We start from the raw sequence: 17,533 nt of genomic DNA, 5'->3' as shown, positions 1-17,533 counted from the left end.
TACCTTCGCGGGGAAGTACGCGTCGCGTGCCAGCCTGCTAGGAGGCGTCGAAGTTGGACAAGAAGCCGTTCCAGCCGTCCATCGACTGGTCTGCGGCACCCCTGGACTCCATTGAATGGCTCGCACTTGCGTGGCTGATCAGTGCGGCCTGCATCGTGACCGTGGTGGTCGTGCTGCGATATGCGACCGTGTGGGGCCGGCAGTTCTGGCGGATCACCGGCGACTACTTCACGGGCCCGCACGCCGTCCGCGTGTGGCTGATGCTGGGCGTGCTGCTGATGATGGTGCTGTTCTCGGTGCGGCTGGACGTGTTGTTCAGTTACCAGGGCAAGGATCTGTACGACTCGCTGCAAGCCGCGTTCGAAGGCATGGGCGCGGGAAATGCCGCAGTCACCCGTTCCGGCAGGCACGGCTTCTATATGTCATTGCTGCACTTCAGCGTGTTGGCCGCCATCTTCATCGGGCGGATCCTCCTCGACATCTATCTGACCCAGCGGTTCGTCATCAGATGGCGCATCTGGCTGACCGCCCGGCTCACCGACGACTGGCTGGACGGCCGGGCCTACTACCGGGACCTGTTCATCGAGGAGCCCATCGACAACCCCGACCAGCGCATCCAGCAGGACGTCGACGTCTTCACCGCCGGCGTCGGCGGCACCGCGAACGCACCCGGCAACCAGGCGCAGGGGATGTTGCTGTTCGGTGCGGTGCATGCGATCGCCGCGGTGATCTCGTTCGCCTCGATTCTGTGGAACCTGTCCGGACGGCTGGAAATTTTCGGTGTCGGGCTGCCCCGCGCGATGTTCTGGATCGTGCTGGTCTATGTGGTGGTGGCGACCGTGGTGGCCTTCCGGCTCGGCCGGCCGATGATCTGGCTGAGCTTCTCCAACGAGAAGCTCAACGCCGCATTCCGTTATGCCCTGGTGCGATTGCGCGACGCGGCCGAGGCGGTGGGCTTCTACCGCGGCGAGCGGGTCGAACGTGCGCAGCTGTGGCGGCGCTTCACGCCGATCATCGACAACTACCGTCGGTACGTCCGGCGGACCATCATCTTCGACGGCTGGAACTGGACGATGGGTCAGTCGATCGTCCCGCTGCCCTGGGTGGTGCAGGCACCGCGGTTGTTCTCCCGGCAGATCACCTTGGGCGACGTCGGGCAGACGGCGAGCGCGTTCACCCACATCGAGGGCGGCCTATCGTTCTTCCGCTACAGCTACGACAGGTTCGCGCCCTACCGCGCCGCGATCATCCGGCTGCACGGACTGGTGGACGCGAACCAGAAGGGTCGCGCGCTGCCGTCGGTGCTGGTGCAGCCGAGCCGGGACGCAGTCGTCGAACTCGCCGACATCGAGGTGCGCAGTCCCGCCGGGGACCGCCTGATCGACCCGGTCGACGTGCAGCTCGATCGGGGTTCGTCGCTGGTGATCGTGGGCCAATCCGGGTCGGGGAAGACGACGCTGCTGCGTAGCCTCGCCGAACTGTGGCCCTACGCTTCGGGCACGTTGCGCTGCCCGGCCGGTGAGAACGAGACGATGTTCCTGTCCCAGTTGCCCTACGTGCCGCTGGGCACCCTACGCACCGTGGTGAGCTACCCGAATGCACCCGACGATGTCGCCGACGACACGCTGCGCGAGACGCTGATCAAGGTCGCGTTGGCGCCCCTGTGCGATCGGCTGGACGAAGAGCGCGACTGGGCCAAGGTGCTCTCCCCCGGTGAGCAGCAGCGCGTCGCGTTCGCCCGCATCCTGCTCACGAAGCCGAAGGCGGTATTCCTCGACGAGAGCACGTCGGCTCTCGACGAAGGGCTGGAATTCGCGCTCTACCAGCTGCTGCGTAGCGAACTGCCGGATTGTGTGGTGGTCAGTGTGAGCCACCACCGGGCCGTCGAGTTGCTGCACGAACGCCGGCTGGAGTTGCTGGGCGGCGGCCGGTGGCGGCTGGGCCCGGTGGATCAGGAGCCCGCGCAGGTCTAGGTCGTCGCCGCCGCGGCCGCGTGCGCTCCGGCGCGGCGCCCGAAGAAGGATCCCTCACCCAACTGCGTCCCGCTGGCGTATCCCTTGCCGTCCTGGGCGATGTTGGAGGCGCCGGCGCCGGCGGCATACAGACCCGGGATGACGCTGCCGTCGGCGCGCTGCACCTGCCCGTCCAGGGTCACCGCCAGGCCACCGATGGTGAAGCCGGAGTACATCGCCCGCCCGAGCGACAGGTCGAACACCGCCCACGGACTCTTATCTTGTGCCGCAAGGTATTCCGGCTGCTTGTGGAAATCCGGGTCGTCGCCCTTGGCGGCGAATTCGTTGTAGCGCTGCAGCGTCGCGGCGAGGTTGCCGGCGGGGATGCCCAGCGCTTCCTCCATTTCGGCGATCGTCTCGTAGCCGTCCAGGAACTTGATCAGCGGCATCTCGGGCATCTGCATGTGTGCTTCGTCGACCACCAGGTACGCGGTCTGCTCGGGCTGTTCGAGGACGAACGCCGAGGTACGCGAGTGATAGGAGTCCTCGGCGACGAACCGCTTGCCCTCCTTGTTGACGATCACCCCGGTCAGCAGGATCTCCGGCGGATAGGCCGCCGCGGTGATGAACAACTCGTCCATGTACTTGGTCGCGCCGCCTGCCGAGACACCCAATCGGATACCCAGGCCGTCGTCGTTGGGGTTGCCCAGGATGTAGGGCGCGACCATCCCGTGGTGTTTGGTGCGCCGTTGCTGGCCCAGGGCGGGCGTGTGAGTGGCGACCATGTCCGGGTTCATCGCGAAACCGCCGGCGGCGATCACCACCGCCTTGGCCCGGACGGCCCCGGTGTCGGCGAAATGCTTCCAGCTCACCCCGACGACAGCACCGCCGTCGTCCACGATCAGATTGGTGGCCCCGGTCTCGTAGCGGATGGCTACGCCGAGCTCGTCGGCGCGCTTGAGCAGCAGGTCGATCACCATCGCCGCACCACCCAACTCGCCGGGCACCGGCACGGAGTGCCCGCGCGGCGCCGGGACGGCCTGCTCGCAGAACGGCCATACCTTCTCGTTGCCGGTGTAGCTGAGACCTTCGGTGCCCGGGGGTACGACCACCTTGCCCGGGTAATAGCTGCGCTCGAACTGGAACCCCAGCCCCTCCAACCAGTCGAAGTGCTCCACGCTGCCGTCGCAGTAGGCGCGAATCTTGTCCAGTTCGGGCTCGCGCGACACCGCGACCAGGTACTTGTACATCTCCTCCGCAGAGTCGGAGTGCCCGGTGGCCTCCTGGACCGCGGTGCCCCCACCCAGATAGAAGTGCCCGCCGGCCATCGAGGTGGTGCCACCGGCCGCGGCCGCGCGTTCCAGCACCAGCACCCGGGCGCCTTCGGCGGCTGCGCTGACCGCAGCACACCCGCCGGCGATACCGAAACCGAGCACCAGCACGTCGACCTCGTCCGACCAGGACCCGACCGTGTCCACCCGGACCGTTGCTGGGATGTCGGTACTCATCGGGGCCCCTCCTGGTTGTTGCGCACGTCGTCGGAGCGGCTCATCACTGCTCCCGTTTCAGGTAGTCGTAGAACGCTTTGATCTCGTCGGACAGGTAGGCGATCTCCACGAACGGCACGCCCGCCTGCGGCGCCGACACATAGGCGAAATGCATTCCGCCGGGCATCACGCCCTGTTGCACGACCGTCGCACCCCGGGTCGCGGCATCGGCGAGGGCAGCGTCGAACTTCGCGAGAGTTTCGGCCGCCACGCAGATGTGGTGCAGACCGGGGCCGTGGTCCCGCAGAAAGTCACTATAGATATTCTCCCCGCGGACCGGCTCGATCAGCTCCAGCTGCATGTCTCCGAGGTAGCTCAGGGCGATATTCGCGACGAAATCCGCCGGCTCGCCGCGGTACGTGCACGTCTCGGGACCGAAGTGCACCTCTGGGATCCGCACCCACTTGCGAACGCCTAACAGGCCGGTGAGAGCGGTTTCGGTGGTGCCGAGATCCGCCGCCACCCAGGCGATTTGAATGGGCGACTGAACGAGGAGGTTCATCGTCTCGCAGAATATCCCAGTCGCGCGCCGGCCAGGGCTGCTGGTGAGCACTTTGCCGTGTCCGCCGCGCCGCGGGCGCGGACACGGCGGTGAACGTGTTCTAGTTGATGCTCAGTGTCGGGCCAGAACCTCGACCAGCAGGCGCACCTGGGTGTCGAAAACCGTCGCAGCATCGCCGAGGGTGTCGGTGCCGTACTTTCCGAACACCTCGAGGCTGATCGCTCCCACCACGCCGGCGAACAGCAGGAAGCACTTGCCGACGACGTGGTCGTCACCGGGGAAGGCGTACACGTCGCGCAGCCGCCGGAAGTCGGAGGATGTCGGTTGCGGCGCGTGGCTGTCGACCAGCACGATGTCACCGGTCGTGATCCCGGCGGCGACGGCATCGAGGAACGACGCCACGATGCGGGTGCCGATCGGTCGGGCACGATCTTCGGGCGCGGGAAAGCCGGGCTCTGGACTGCCGTAGAGCAGTCCCCACCGGGCGGGGTGCGCCACCGCCCACTCGCGCATGGCGTGAGCCATCGCGATCACCTCGTGGCTCCACGATTCGCCGCCGGCCCCGTCTCGTGCCCGGTCCACCTGGTCGGCGAGGTCGGCATAGGCATCGATGACCGCGGCCTCGATGTCCTCCGGCGAGTCCTGGCGTGTGCCCACGGTCAAGTCTGACACGATCGCCCTGCGCCCGCGTTCGGGCCGAGCTCGTGCCGCTAGCTCGCGCCGGCCCCCAGGTCGTGGCGGGCCTGCTCGGAGGCGCTCTGCCAGGACACCGCGGCCGGCAGATCGCCCCAGATGCTGTTGAAGATCCCGATGATCTGACCGGCGGAGCCGTTGGTCAGGTACACCGGCCCGCCGGAATCGCCCTGTTGGGTCTGCACACCGTGCGACATGGTGAACCAGCCGTTGTTGACGCTTTCCACGGTGCCGCAGGTTTCGCCGGTGGTCACTCCGAAGTGGCAGACGGCCTGTCCCGGGGCCGGTGCCGCGCCGGTGGACACCAGGCCGCGGCCGCCGGGCAGAATGTTGCTCATGGTGACGCCGTTGGCCAGCGCGATCGCCTCGTAGTCGTCGATGGGCTGATCGGTGGCCACCGTCGACCCGGTCGGGGTGTTGTCCCGCGACGCCACCACGTGACCGATCAGGTTGTTGTTGCCGTCGTAAACCGACCCGCCGCCGCGGCAGTGCCCGGCGCTGAACGCCATGCGCCGGGCGATGTCGACGAACCCCAGCGTGCAGACGCGATTGTCCTGATGGATTTCCATTCCCGGGAACACCAGCGGCGGGTCGGCGCTGGCGGTGGCCGGCGACAGCCCGAAGGCCGCTGCCGCGGACATCATCGACGCGAGGACTGCCCGCGTTAGTGTGCGGCCCACGAAGGCCTCCCATCCGTCGTGATCGACACGCCGTCCATCAGGTCACGGCGCTATAACGTCAACATTAAGGCTTTCGCGCGGACGGGCTGCAGCGTTACCGAGCGCTGGCCAGCGGGGTGGCGTCCGCGGTCTGCCGCCTCTCGCGCGGCGTCCAACCGGGCGGGCCGAAAACATATCCCAGGCGGGCGCGCAGCCCCCGCGCCGAGCGCAGGTCCCGAGCGATCGCCACGTATTCGCGGGTCTGCAGTTTCCAGATGTTGAAGGTGCCGACCGGCTTGGTCAGCCCGTAGTGGGGCCGGAACAGTTCCTGCTGGAAGCTGCCGAATAGCCGGTCCCAGACGATGAAGATGCCGCCGTAATTCTTGTCCAGGTACGGCTGGTCCATGCCGTGATGCACCCGGTGGTGCGACGGCGTGTTGAAGATGAACTCGAACCACCGGGGCAGTTTGTCGATGCGCTCGGTGTGCACCCAGAATTGGTAGATCAGGTTCAGCGACCAGCTGAAGAAGATCAGCCACGGCGGCACGCCCAGCAGCGGCAGCGGCACCCACATCAGAATCTCGCCGCTGTTGTTCCACTTCTGGCGCAGCGCGGTGGCGAAGTTGAAGAATTCGCTTGAGTGATGAGCCTGGTGGGTAGCCCAGATCAGCCGAATACGGTGGGCGGCGCGGTGATAGGCGTAGTAGAGCAGGTCGACACCCAGGAACGCGACGACCCACGTGTACCACTTGGTCGCAGGGAGGTGCCATGGTGCGACATAGGCATACAACGCGGCGTATCCGAACAGCGCCAACGCTTTCCAGGCCGCCGTGGTCGCGATCGACACCAGGCCCATCGAGATGCTGGCCATCGAATCGCGAGCGAGGTAGGCACCTGACGCCGGCCTGGCATGCCCCGGGTCCCCGGTGCCGGCCGCCGCGTCAAATTTCTCGAGTTTGCGCGCCGCCGTCCACTCCAGCGTCAGCAGCAGCAGGAAAAACGGAATGGCGAACAGCACCGGATCCCGTAGCTCGGCGGGAAGGCCGGCGAAAAAGTCCGTGACACCATTCACACTGGACAGATTACTGAACCCGTGCCGATTGACGAACCGAAGACGAGATGATCCGCCCGATCCGTAAACCGCACGTCACCCAGCGGCTGCTGCGCGCGTCCGGCGTGCGCAACCGGATGTTTCCGCCGGCCAAACTCGAACACTGGGCCGCGCATCCGCGCCCGCCCTACTGCGGCCGGCCCTCGTCGCTGGTACTGAAGAAGATCGACGTGGTCCGTACCGACCTCAACGGCCGCCCGGTGTATCAAGTCACCCCGCGCCACGTCGACGCCGGCGAACTGACCGGCCACGTGCTCTACCTGCACGGTGGCGCCTACGTGCTGGATCTGCTGCCACACTTCCACTGGCCCGCCATCGCCCGGCTGGCGCACGTGCTGCGCCGCACCCTGGTGGTGCCGATCTACCCGATCGCCCCCGAACACAGTTACCGCCAGGTCTTTCCGTTCCTGCTGCAGGTCTACCGGCAGGTACTGGACACGCACGATCCGAAATCGATTGCTTTCATGGGCGATTCAGCCGGCGGTGGGATGGCCTTCGCGTTGTGTCACGCGGTGCGCGACGCCGGACTCCCCCAGCCCACCGACGCGCTGCTGCTCTCCCCCTGGATGCACCTCGGACTACCGGACCCCGAGGTGCTCAAGGTCGCCAAGATCGATCCGTTTCTCAACCTCGACGACCTGCGGGCCGCCGGTATCCGCTATGCGGGCGGGGACCCGCTGGACCACCCCTTGCTCAGCCCGAGCATCGGACCCCTGGACGGGCTGCCGCGCCTGACGGTGTTCACCGGCACTCATGACGTGCTCAACCCGGACGCGCGTGCGTTTCGCCGGCGGGCGAGCAGCGAAGGCCTCGACATCGGCTGGTACGAGCTCGAGGGAGGCATGCATACCTGGATGTTGCTGCCGGGACCCAAGGCGAAAGCGACGCTCGGCCAGATTCGTACGGTGTTGTCCGGTTGAGCCGCGTCGTGGTGATCGGCTCCGGGTTCGCGGGGCTGTGGGCCGCACTGGGCGCCGCGCGTCGGCTCGACGAACTCGGCGTCGCGCCGGGAACCGTGGACGTCACGGTGTTGAGCGCCAAGCCGTTTCACGACATCAGGGTGCGTAACTACGAGGCGGACCTGAGCGCCTGTCGGCTGCCGCTTGCCGACTTGCTCGATCCGGTCGGTGTCGGACACGTCACCGCCGAGGTGAGCGGGATCGACGCCGACGCCCGCACCGTGACCACCGCGGCCGGCACGACCTATCCCTACGACCGTCTGGTGCTGGCCGCGGGTAGTCGGCTCAGTAGACCCGACCTGCCCGGGCTGCGCCGATTCGGCTTCGACATCGACACCTACGACGCCGCGTTGCGATTGGAACGGCGGTTGCGCGAGGTCGCCGATCGGCTGCCGGCCGCTGGGTCGGCGACGGTGGTCGTGGTCGGGGCGGGACTGACCGGTATCGAGACCGCCTGTGAGTTACCCGAACGGTTGCGTGCGCTGGGGTTGACACCGCGGGTGGTGCTGATCGACCACACGGAGGTCGGCTCGGACATGGGTGCGTCAGCGCGACCGGTGATCCTGGCAGCGCTGTCGGACAACGGGGTTGAGGTGAGGACCGCGGTCAGCGTCGCCGGGGTCGATCCGGACGGGGTGACGTTGTCGTCGGGCGAGCGGATCGACGCCGTCGCCCTGGTGTGGTGTGCGGGCATGCGCGCCAGCCCGCTGACCGAACAGCTACCGGTGGCCCGCTACCGGCTGGGCCGGGTGCCGGTGGATGACCACCTGCGGGTGATCGGCGTGCCGTCGATATTCGCCGCCGGCGACGTGGCGGCCGCGCGGCTGGACGACGAGCATCTGTCGGTCATGTCGTGTCAGCACGGCCGCCCGATGGGCCGTTATGCCGGCTACAACGTGATCAGCGACTTGTTCGGTGCGCCGCTGCTGACGCTGCGGATCCCGTGGTATGTCACTGTGCTCGACCTGGGACCTGCCGGCGCGGTGTACACCGAAGGCTGGGACCGCATGGTGGTGGCTCAAGGCGCGGCGGCCAAAGCGACCAAGCAAACGATCAACGGCCGACGCATCTATCCGCCGCTGTCCGCCGACCGCGCCGATCTGCTGGCCGCCGCCGCACCTGAACTGCAGGCCCGGCCCTGATCAGTCGGACTGCGGGTCGGGCAGGATCGGACTGCTCGGCTCGCCGGCGTACCAGTGCACGGCGTAGACGCCAGGTTGCAGGGACAACTCGCCGACCAGTCGCTCCAGCTTGGCCGGCGAGTGACCGTCGACCAGTACATGCGCGGTGAGCGCGATGTTGTCGTTGCCGTGGTCGAAGCCGGCTTGTCCGGTGTGGATGCCGCGCAGGATGATGTCGTTGCCGCTGGTGTGCTGCACGATCTGGGCGCGGGCGTACTTCGCGGACTTGGGCCGGCAGATCACCTGAACCTGGTAGGGCTCCAGGCTCTCGTCCTCTTCACCGGAATTGTCGTGATCGATGATCCGGCCCAGCGGCCGCCCCAGCAGGTGGATGCCAACGACGGTGCCGGTGGCGATCAGCGCGAACGCCAGGTGTCCGGACGCCGCCAGGACCCCGACCGCCGCAGAACACCACAGGGTGGCTGCGGTGTTGAGCCCGCGGACGTTGAAGCCCTCGCGCAGGATGACTCCGCCGCCGAGGAAGCCGATACCGGACACCACATAGGACGCCACCCGGGTGGGGCTGCTGTCCTCGGTGGCGGCGGCGTACAGCACGAACAAGGTGGCACCGGTCGCGACCAGCGCGTTGGTGCGCAGGCCCGCCATCCGGGCCCGCCACTGGCGTTCCAGGCCGATGAGCGCGCCGCATCCGACTCCGACGCAGAGGCGCAGTGCGAACTCGGCAGTGCTCAGCGTCTGCACCGCGCCACCCCCTCTCCCTGGACCAACGGGCTACGGCAGCCAATCAGATTCGGGTTAACACCAGGTGGAGGACAGGCTAACGGGCCCTCGCCGGGCGGTCAGATCAGAAATAACCACCCTCGGGTTGCCCCAGGTGCTCGGGGCAGTACGTGTTCGACGCGATCGCGGTGAACAATGCCGCCCCGTCCAGGGTCAATGCGGGATTTTGGTTCTTCACGTCGGTCAGCACCTGCAGACCTGTTTCGCCGTTGCGCATCAACCCGCATACGGCCTGCGCGGAGGCAATCGCCTGACCTGGGTTGGGGACCGTGATGCCGGCGTTGGCCAGCGCGGACAGAAACGCGGCGTCATCACCGCCGGGGTCGCCGTGCGCGGGGACCGCGAGACCGAGCATCGCGACCGCACCCACCGCGGCTGCCAGTACTCGCAGGCGGATCATCGCCGAACCCTACTGCGCATCGGGCAGCATGATTTTCGGCTTGTCGCCGCTGGACACGTGCACCGCGTGGATGCCGGGTTTCTTCGACAGTTTCTCGAGCAGGCCGTCCAGCCCGGCCTTGTCGACGTTCCAGTGTTGGACCGCTTCCGGTTCCTGCTGCAGTTTCGCGATCACACTGTCCAGCTTCACCGGCTCGACCGGGCCTTTCCCGCCGTTGGCGCGGGCGCGGGCACCGCTGCCGCTCAACACTTGGGCGCCGACGGTGCCGGCTGCCCCGCCGGTGAGACTTCCCAAGGCCATTTGGTTGATCAGGTCGGCGGGGATCGCTGCCGCCGGAGCCGCGGCCATGCTGGTGGCCGGCAATGCATTGGAGACCATCCGGATCGCAGGGGTAGCCGACGCCCAACTCGGTGGCACCGACAATTTGCCCACCACGTTGGCTTCACCGGTACCCGCCGACACCGCGTTGGTCAGACCTGCCGTCGGCGACATCCCCAACCCGGCTCCCAGCGCGGACTTCGGGATCTCCTCGAGCGGCGGCTTCCAGAACAGTTTGAACTCCGTCATGCCCAGGTTGGGCACGCTCATGATGTCGTTGGCCACGGTGCTGAACCGGCCGATGTCGGCGAAGATCCCGAAAGTCAGCTCCCAGGTCGGGCCGGCCAGCGGGGTACCGCCCAGCGCGTTGAGCACCTCACCCATGGCCTGCATGTAGGAGGTGCTGGCCCCGCCGAGGGCCTGCAACGCCTGTAGCACGACGTCGAACGGGAAGACCGGTGCCGCCGTCGGTGCGGCAGTCGCTGCCGCGGTGGCTGCCCTGGTGCCCGCGGCCAAAGCGCCGGCCTGCCCGACGGCGCTCTGTTGAGTGCCCAGCCCGGCCACGTTGGTGACCTGCGGTGGTTCGGTGTAGGGCGTCAGCCTGGCGGCGGCCGCGGACGCCGTGGCGTAGCCGAACATCGCCGCGATGTCCTGCGCCCACATTTCCGCATACTGGGCTTCGAGGGCAGCGATCGCCGCGGTGTTCTGCCCGAATATGTTGGTGGCCAGCAGCAGCGCCAGCTGGCTGCGGTTGAGCGCGATCTCCGCCGGCGGTACCACCGCAGCGAAGGCCGTCTCATACGCGCTCACTGCCGCCTTGGCCTGGTCGCCCGCCTCCTTGGCCTGCGCGGCGGTGGCCGACATCCAGCTCACGTAGGGTGCGGCCGCTGCGGCCATCGCGGCCGCCGAGGGCCCGGTCCAGGTTTCGTTGGCCAGGCCGTCGACGACCAGACCGTAGGAGGATGCCGTGGCCTGCAGTTCGGTGGCCAAGGTGTCCCAGGCCGTGGCTGCGGCGATCATCGGACCCGCGCCCGGTCCGGCATACATCATCGCGGAGATGATCTCCGGTGGTCGTACCGCGAAACTCATCAGTCCCGCCTCTCTCAGTCCGCCGGTATCACGATGATGGTCGCCGTGGTCGCGACGTCTTCGGCCGCGGCCACGCCGCCGGTGGCGCCCGCGGTGCCGCTGCCGACGGTGCGCACGGTGGCCCCGGCCAGGGCGCGTCCGGCCAGGCTGGCCATCGCCATCTCGCCGAACAGGCCGCCTTCGGCCGCCGCCGGGACCGCGGCGAGTGCTTCCGGAGTCGCCCCCGGCAGCACGGACGTCATAGCCCGGAGCACCGGCGCCTCGGTCACCCAGCCTTGCGGCACCGACAACGACCCGACCAGCGTGGAGTTCCCCATCGCGCCGGCCACCCCGCCCGCCGGCGCAGCGGACGCCACGTACCCGGCTCGTAGCGGCGACAGACCGGCCAGCGGCTTGCCGCCGCTGTTCAACAGGGACGCCACCCCGGGTGCGTTCTGCGACAGACCGAGGATCTGCAGGCCGAACAACCACCAGCCGCCACCGAGGACGAAAGGAATGATCGGGCTGTATGCGCCGGTGACGGCAGCAAAGAAGGGGCGGATAGCTGCGGCGTACGGGTAGAGGGCTTCGATGACGTTGCCGACCGGTGTCGTCGCCGCCGGGGCGGCGGCCGTGGTGGTGGCCAAACCCTGCAGCATGTTCGGGAAGAGATTCAACAGCTGCGACAGCTGCGACTGAATGTCCGTGGCGGCTGCGGTGCCCGCGGCTTGCGTGACTGCCGCCGCTTGATCGGCCGTCCCCGCCACGTTGGTGGTCTCGGGCGGCGGCTCGAACGGAGTCAGCACGGTCGCGGCCGCTGAGGACGCCGCATAGGCGTACATGGCGGCGGCGTCCTGCGCCCACATCTCCATATACTGCGCTTCGGTGGCTGCGATGGCGGCTGTGTTCTGTCCGAGAATGTTGGTAGCCACCAGGGTCATCAGCAATGCGCGGTTGGCCTCGATCACCGGTGGCGGCACCGTCGCCGCGAACGCTGTCTCGTAGGCCGCGGCGGCAAGCTTCGCCTGGGTGCCCGCCTGTTCCGCCTGTGTCGCGGTGGCGGCCATCCAGGCCATATACGGTGTCGCCGCTGCCGACATCGACATCGCCGCCGGACCGTGCCAGGAGCCGACGGCCAAACCGTCGATCGTCGATCGGTACGACGCCGCGGTGTAATGCAACTCTGCGGCCAATGCGTCCCAGGCCGCCGCAGCGGCCAGCATCGGCCCGGATCCCGCCCCCGTGTACATTCGTCCAGAGTTGAATTCTGGTGGCAGCGCCCCGAAGTCCATCTCTTCCCCTCCGGTCCCTCTGTCGCCGCCATGGTAGTCACGCCACCAGGGTCCCGTCGGCGAGTCCTGCCGGACTCATACAGAACTCACTAGAAATCCCGATGTGCGTGGCTCCTCGGGTGACCTCGGGTTTTACCCGAGCAACCGGGTGCCGAATATATTCGGGAAAGTTCACACAGATCAGGAAATCGTACGACGATCGATGTCGTACGGCGTGAATGAAAGAGCGACCGGATACAATCGGCAGCTAATACATTTGCAGCGTCGGTAGCTGTCAGCTCTTGTCCAATTGCTGCGGACAATAGAATTTCGCTGAAATGACCGCGAATTCGGCGGCGGCGTCCAACGTAAATCCCGCATTGCGCTTTTTGATGTCGTTCACCAACTCGAAACCAGATTCGCCGTTGTCCAGACAGGTACACACGGCCCGGGCTGACCCGATGGCCTGATCGGAGTTGCTGTAACCGATGTCAGCGGTGCGCAACGCGGCCAGAAAACCTGCGTCGGCGGCATCCGGCCCATTGCCCGGATCGCCGTTCGCCGGTGCGGCGCAACCGATCATGACACCCGCGCAGGTCAGCGTCAGCAGCCATCTGAACATGCAGAATTTCCTCTCCCTCAGCCCAAATGGGCATCCGCCGGAACAACCTGGGGTTTGTCGCCATTGGTGAGGTGCACGGCATGGATGCCGGGTTTCTTCGCCAACTGTTCGAGCAGGCTGTCCAGGCCCTGCTGGTCGACGGTGTGGTGCTGCACGCTGTCGGGCCGGTCCGATATCTGCGCAACCATCCGCTTGAGCAGCTCCGGTGACCTGAGATCCTTCAGGTCTTTGACCGGGGTGAGGCGGCTTCGCGCACCGGTCACCGAGCCGGGGGCACCGGCACCGAGTGCGCTGCCGGCCATGCCCGCTGATGACATCGAACTCAACAGGCCGCCCTGCCCGAGTTCGGCCGCGGGCACCGCTTCGTTGCCGGCTGCCGACAACGCTGCGGCGACAGTCCGGATGGCCGGGGTGTTGGCGGTCCAACTCGGTGGCACGGTGAGCGCACCGACCAGCGTGCCTCGACCCAAATGCGCTGTGGGAGTTGGCGACACCGCGCTGGTCAGCCAGCCGTGACCCCAGTGCGGGGTGAGTCCCCCGCCCAATGCGTCCTTGGGCAGCCCGCCAAGCGCGGACGTCGGCTTCGCGGCGAACTTGAGGAACTGCGATGCGGGGAGGTTGATCAACAGGCCGATGTCGTTGAACTGGGTGGTGAAACCGAGGGGGACCTTGATTGCGGAATACAGGGCGGTGAATGTCGATGCGCCGCTGGACCCGAACAGTCCGTTGAGCAGTCCGGTCACGGTGGCGGTGTAGTCGGTGCTCAAGTTCACCAGGGTCTGCAGCGGCTGCGAGAGCGGTTGCGCCGCCGACAGAATCGTCTGGGTGAGCGCGTTGACCACCTGGGGAGGTTCGGTGAACGGCGTCACCTCGCTTGCGGCTGCCGATGAGGCGGCGTAACTGTCCATCGCGACGGCGTCTTGTGTCCACATTTCGCCGTACTGGGCTTCCAGAGCCGCGATTGCGGCGGAGTTCTGCCCAACGATGTTCGTGGCCACCAGCGACGCCAACTGGCTGCGGTTGGCCGCGATCTGCGCCGGTGGTACGTGCCCGGCGAACGCCGTCTCGTAGGCGGCGACCGCGGCGTTGGCCTGGCTGGCGGCCTGGGCGGCCTGGGCAGCGGTCTCGCTCATCCAGGCCACGTACGGTGTCGCTGCCGCGGTCATCGCCTGGGCCGAGGGTCCTACCCAGGGTGCGCTGGTCAGGCCGGCGATCAGTGCGGCATAGGACGCGGCGGTGGCTTGTAGCTCGCTGGCCAGCCCGTTCCAGGCCGCGGCGGCGGCCAGCAGCGGCCCCGATCCCGCCCCGCTGTACATCCGGCCCGAGTTGACCTCCGGCGGAAACGCTGCGTAGAACACTCTTTCTCCCCCTACCTGGACTAGGCACCCTCGAGCGGTGGAAGCACGAAGATCATCGCTGCGGCCGGGTCGGCCGCGGTGACGACACCGCCCAGCGAACTGCTGCCGCCACCGGCACCCGTGGCGGTGGCACCGAGGGCCCGCCCGGCCAGGCTGGACAGCGCCATCTGGCCGAAAACACCGGCCTCCCCGGCGGACGTGGCAGCCGGTACGGCGGCCACATTGGTGGACAGTGTCGCGGCAACTGTCCGGACGGCCGGAGCCGCCACCGTCCAGCCCTGGGGCACCGATAGGGTGCCCACCAGTGCAGCGCGGCCCATAGTCGCCGTCGCCGCTCCCCCGGATGAAGTCAGATGAGGGGTGAGCGACTCGGCGATCGGGGCCAGTGCGCCGGTCACCGGTGGTGCGGGGGTGGCGAATGCCTGCAGCCCCTGCCCGTTCTGGGCGTAGGCATAAACCTGCCCGAACGACAGGAACGGGCCGCCCGGGATCGACGACCAGCCCTGCAACGAGAACGGTCCGGTCAGGGCTGCCAGGGTGGTGTTCCAGTTCGCCACCTCGGTCGCCAGGCCCGACGGCAACGACACGGATGCCAGTTGCGGTAAGGCGAGTCCGGGCAACAACGAGGTCGAGCCTGTCGTCGGTGCAGCCGCAAGAGTTGATGTCATGCCCTGCAACGCATTCGGGACAGATGCGAGCAGCTGGGCGGCCGCCGGCGCGGCTGCGCCCGAGGCGGTCGTGGTCGGCGGTGGTTCGGTGAACGGGGTGAGCTGTGTCGCGGCCGCCGAGGAGCCGGCGTAGGCATACATCGCCACGGCATCCTGAGCCCACATCTCCAGGTACTGGGCTTCCGTGGCGGCGATAGCCGGTGTGTTCTGGCCCAGGATGTTGGTGGCGATCAGCGCCAGCAGCTGCGCCCGATTCGCAGCGATCACCGGCGGCGGAACCGTTGCCACAAAAGCGGTTTCGTAAGCGATCGCCGCCGCCTTGGCCAGTGCGGCCGCCTCATCGGCGCGAGCTGCGGTGGCTGAGATCCAGGACACGTACGGACCGGCCGCGGTGGCCATCGTCATTGCGGTCGGTCCCTGCCACGAGCCCGCTACCAGTCCCTCGATCGCGGACGCGTAAGCGACTGCGGCCGAATACAATTCGGCCCCCAAGGCGTCCCATGCCGCCGCCGCTGCCAACATCGGCCCCGCGCCGGGACCGGTATACATGCGCCCAGAGTTGACCTCTGGCGGAAGTGCCCCATAATCCATGCGCGTATACGCCCCTTATCCGCCAGTAGTGATCCTTCGCGTGGTTTTGTTGAGTTGCCGACCATGTGCTCTACCAGAATCGAATCGCATTTCTCCAGCCCCCGCTCGATATGATGAATGTTCGTTGCGGCATATTTTCGCAACGTTCCCGGTAGGTAAGCGCAATGTAAATAACTTATCGCACTACCGTCGTGACTGCTGTGATACAGCGAATTGCCGAAATACTAACAGCAAACTCCAAGGTCAACGGCGTAGCCATGCACAATAGGTTGACAAGTTATCATCTGAATATTTCAAAACAATGGCGCCTGGCATTGTGAATACCGTCGGCGAACTTTGCAATTCAATGAAATGAATGCGCGAAGCAGCAGCATGTGCGCCGCCCGCGAAAGCAGTGGGTCAGGTCGAGTCGACGAAGCTCGACCGTCTTCGGCGGTGGGGCCCGGCGGCACCGCCGGTCCGACCCGGGGACACCGCCCGGCAGGCTCTCTCTGACTCGAGGAAAAACGTACGCATCACGAGGGCACACGGTACGTCCTGATGCCTGCTACCCGGCTGTCTCGTACCTGACGGTTCGCTGAGAGCGCTGTTTTGCCTGGTTAGGTGGCTGTGCGTGCTATCCGGCCGCGGGCGAGCGGGCCACGACCGTGGGGCGGAACCCGTATTGCGGGACAGCCCGGCCGAAGGGTTGACCCGCGAGGTTGCCCAGCGGCACCCCCGGCATACCGGGCGTGCCGGACGGCGGCGGCGCGACCATCGGGGTGCCACCGAGCGCGGAGTGCAGGGCGCCGGGCGGTGGGGTGGCCGCAGCCCAGGCCGGGGGCACGGACAGTTTGCCGACCACGCCGGAACTGCCCGACCCGAGGGCGGTGAGACCGCGCGTTTCCAGCGGCACGGCGCCCCCGCCCGCGCTCGGTACCAGCACCTGCGCGGCGTCGGCCACGTCGGTCATCGCTGCGCTGCCGAACAAGCTGGAGAGGGTTCCTATCGTGGCGCCCGGGGTGAACAAACCGGTGGAGGTGATCGTGTTCCACACGTTCGCGTTGGGGCCCCATGCGGCCATGAACTCCGACCAGCTCGACGTCCCGGAACCGGTGAGCGCGGTGGTCGCGAGGTCGGCCAGGCCGCTGCCGCCGTCGGCACCGGAAAGCCCCTGCAGTGCGCTCGGCACGGCGGACATCAGCTGCGACAGAGCGCTGTGCTGGCCGAGAGCGGACGTGTCGGCCGCCTGACTGACCGCGGCCGCCTGGGCCGTGAGACCGCTGGGGCTGGTGATCTGCTGCGGCGCGACGAACTGGTCCAGGTCGGTGGCTGCCGCCGAGGCGCCGGCGTAGCCGTACATCGCGGCGGCATCCTGGGCCCACATCTCCAGGTACGCGGCTTCGGTCGCCGCGATCGCCGGGGTGTTCTGGCCCAGGATGTTCGTCGCAACCAGTGCGGCCAACTGGGTGCGGTTGGCCGCGACGAGTGGCGGTGGCACTGTCGCGGCGAATGCCGTCGCGTAGGCGGTCACCGCGGCCTCGGCCTGCGCCCCGGTCTGCTCGGCCTGCACGGCGGTGGCGTTGAGCCACACCACGTACGGCGTGGCGGCGGCAGCCATCGAGGCCGCCGCGGGCCCGAACCATTCGTCACCGGCCAGCGCGGACAGCACAGCTTCGTAGGTCAGCGCGGTGGCGCGCAGCTCGGCGGCCAACCCGTTCCATGCCGAAGCTGCAGCCAGCATCGGCGCGGCACCGGCGCCGGCGTACATGCGCGCGGAGTTGACTTCGGGTGGCAGAGCGGCAAAGTCCAGTGCGGCGGTCATCGGTGGTCCCCCTTGAGTTCACCCCTGCTGGGGCACGAAACCCGGGTCGCCAAGAACGCAATTCCACGCCTTTTTCCGCGCGCAATTA

At 67.5% G+C, this 17,533-nt stretch carries 16 protein-coding genes; 3 read left to right on the top strand and 13 right to left on the bottom strand.

Annotated elements, in window-relative coordinates; translation table 11 throughout:
* Positions 1 to 53 precede the first annotated feature (53 nt).
* Positions 54 to 1,973 (top strand): vitamin B12 ABC transporter pemease/ATP-binding protein BacA, encoded by a 1,920-nt coding sequence (bacA, locus tag AC5Y3Z_RS07450; protein ID WP_463825428.1) that lies wholly within the window; start codon positions 54 to 56, stop codon positions 1,971 to 1,973.
* Here the strand turns inward: bacA and AC5Y3Z_RS07445 are convergent.
* From AC5Y3Z_RS07445 to AC5Y3Z_RS07425, 5 genes are all read right to left on the bottom strand, one after another.
* Positions 1,970 to 3,460, bottom strand: coding sequence for an FAD-binding protein (locus tag AC5Y3Z_RS07445; protein ID WP_463825427.1), 1,491 nt, complete (start codon positions 3,458 to 3,460; stop codon positions 1,970 to 1,972). The genes bacA and AC5Y3Z_RS07445 overlap by 4 nt on opposite strands.
* Before the next feature lie 43 nt (positions 3,461 to 3,503).
* Positions 3,504 to 4,001, bottom strand: a complete 498-nt coding sequence (locus AC5Y3Z_RS07440) for a VOC family protein (protein WP_463825426.1) — start codon at positions 3,999 to 4,001, stop codon at positions 3,504 to 3,506.
* Between the two features lie 111 nt (positions 4,002 to 4,112).
* Entirely contained in the window at positions 4,113 to 4,766 is a 654-nt protein-coding gene (locus tag AC5Y3Z_RS07435) for a TetR-like C-terminal domain-containing protein (RefSeq protein WP_463825474.1), read from the bottom strand.
* Complete coding sequence (locus AC5Y3Z_RS07430; RefSeq protein WP_463825425.1) at positions 4,712 to 5,374, bottom strand: Rv1815 family serine proteinase; 663 nt, start codon at positions 5,372 to 5,374, stop codon at positions 4,712 to 4,714. The genes AC5Y3Z_RS07435 and AC5Y3Z_RS07430 overlap by 55 nt, the downstream gene beginning before the upstream one ends.
* 94 nt (positions 5,375 to 5,468) lie before the next feature.
* The gene (locus tag AC5Y3Z_RS07425; RefSeq protein ID WP_463825424.1) at positions 5,469 to 6,425 is read right to left on the bottom strand and encodes a sterol desaturase family protein; all 957 of its coding nucleotides are present in this window, start codon (positions 6,423 to 6,425) and stop codon (positions 5,469 to 5,471) included.
* 47 nt (positions 6,426 to 6,472) lie between these two features.
* On the opposite strand from AC5Y3Z_RS07425, the gene AC5Y3Z_RS07420 reads away from it, so the two are divergent.
* Complete coding sequence (locus AC5Y3Z_RS07420; RefSeq protein WP_463825423.1) at positions 6,473 to 7,384, top strand: alpha/beta hydrolase fold domain-containing protein; 912 nt, start codon at positions 6,473 to 6,475, stop codon at positions 7,382 to 7,384.
* A complete protein-coding gene (locus AC5Y3Z_RS07415; protein ID WP_463825422.1) occupies positions 7,381 to 8,565 on the top strand; it encodes an NAD(P)/FAD-dependent oxidoreductase in 1,185 nt (394 codons plus the stop codon). The genes AC5Y3Z_RS07420 and AC5Y3Z_RS07415 overlap by 4 nt, the downstream gene beginning before the upstream one ends.
* Here AC5Y3Z_RS07415 and AC5Y3Z_RS07410 read toward each other — a convergent pair whose 3' ends face one another.
* The 8 genes from AC5Y3Z_RS07410 to AC5Y3Z_RS07375 form a co-directional block, all read right to left on the bottom strand.
* Entirely contained in the window at positions 8,566 to 9,306 is a 741-nt protein-coding gene (locus tag AC5Y3Z_RS07410) for an MgtC/SapB family protein (protein ID WP_463825421.1), read from the bottom strand.
* A 103-nt stretch (positions 9,307 to 9,409) separates the two neighbouring features.
* Complete coding sequence (locus tag AC5Y3Z_RS07405; protein WP_463825420.1) at positions 9,410 to 9,745, bottom strand: DUF732 domain-containing protein; 336 nt, start codon at positions 9,743 to 9,745, stop codon at positions 9,410 to 9,412.
* Positions 9,746 to 9,754: 9 nt separating this feature from the next.
* A complete protein-coding gene (locus AC5Y3Z_RS07400) occupies positions 9,755 to 11,152 on the bottom strand; it encodes a PPE family protein (RefSeq protein WP_463825419.1) in 1,398 nt (465 codons plus the stop codon).
* Between the two features lie 14 nt (positions 11,153 to 11,166).
* Positions 11,167 to 12,423, bottom strand: a complete 1,257-nt coding sequence (locus AC5Y3Z_RS07395; protein ID WP_463825418.1) for a PPE family protein — start codon at positions 12,421 to 12,423, stop codon at positions 11,167 to 11,169.
* Positions 12,424 to 12,697: 274 nt separating this feature from the next.
* Complete coding sequence (locus tag AC5Y3Z_RS07390) at positions 12,698 to 13,024, bottom strand: DUF732 domain-containing protein (protein WP_463825417.1); 327 nt, start codon at positions 13,022 to 13,024, stop codon at positions 12,698 to 12,700.
* Positions 13,025 to 13,041: 17 nt separating this feature from the next.
* Positions 13,042 to 14,382, bottom strand: a complete 1,341-nt coding sequence (locus tag AC5Y3Z_RS07385; RefSeq protein WP_463825416.1) for a PPE family protein — start codon at positions 14,380 to 14,382, stop codon at positions 13,042 to 13,044.
* 20 nt (positions 14,383 to 14,402) lie between these two features.
* On the bottom strand, positions 14,403 to 15,641 hold the full coding sequence (locus AC5Y3Z_RS07380) for a PPE family protein (RefSeq protein WP_463825415.1): 1,239 nt from the start codon (positions 15,639 to 15,641) through the stop codon (positions 14,403 to 14,405).
* A 616-nt stretch (positions 15,642 to 16,257) separates the two neighbouring features.
* Positions 16,258 to 17,445, bottom strand: coding sequence for a PPE family protein (locus tag AC5Y3Z_RS07375; RefSeq protein WP_463825414.1), 1,188 nt, complete (start codon positions 17,443 to 17,445; stop codon positions 16,258 to 16,260).
* Positions 17,446 to 17,533: the final 88 nt, after the last annotated feature.

The sequence above is a fragment of the Mycobacterium sp. NGS61 genome, assembly GCF_059812325.1.
Note: the sequence above shows the minus strand (reverse complement) of the source record. Positions and strands in the feature narration are given on the sequence as shown.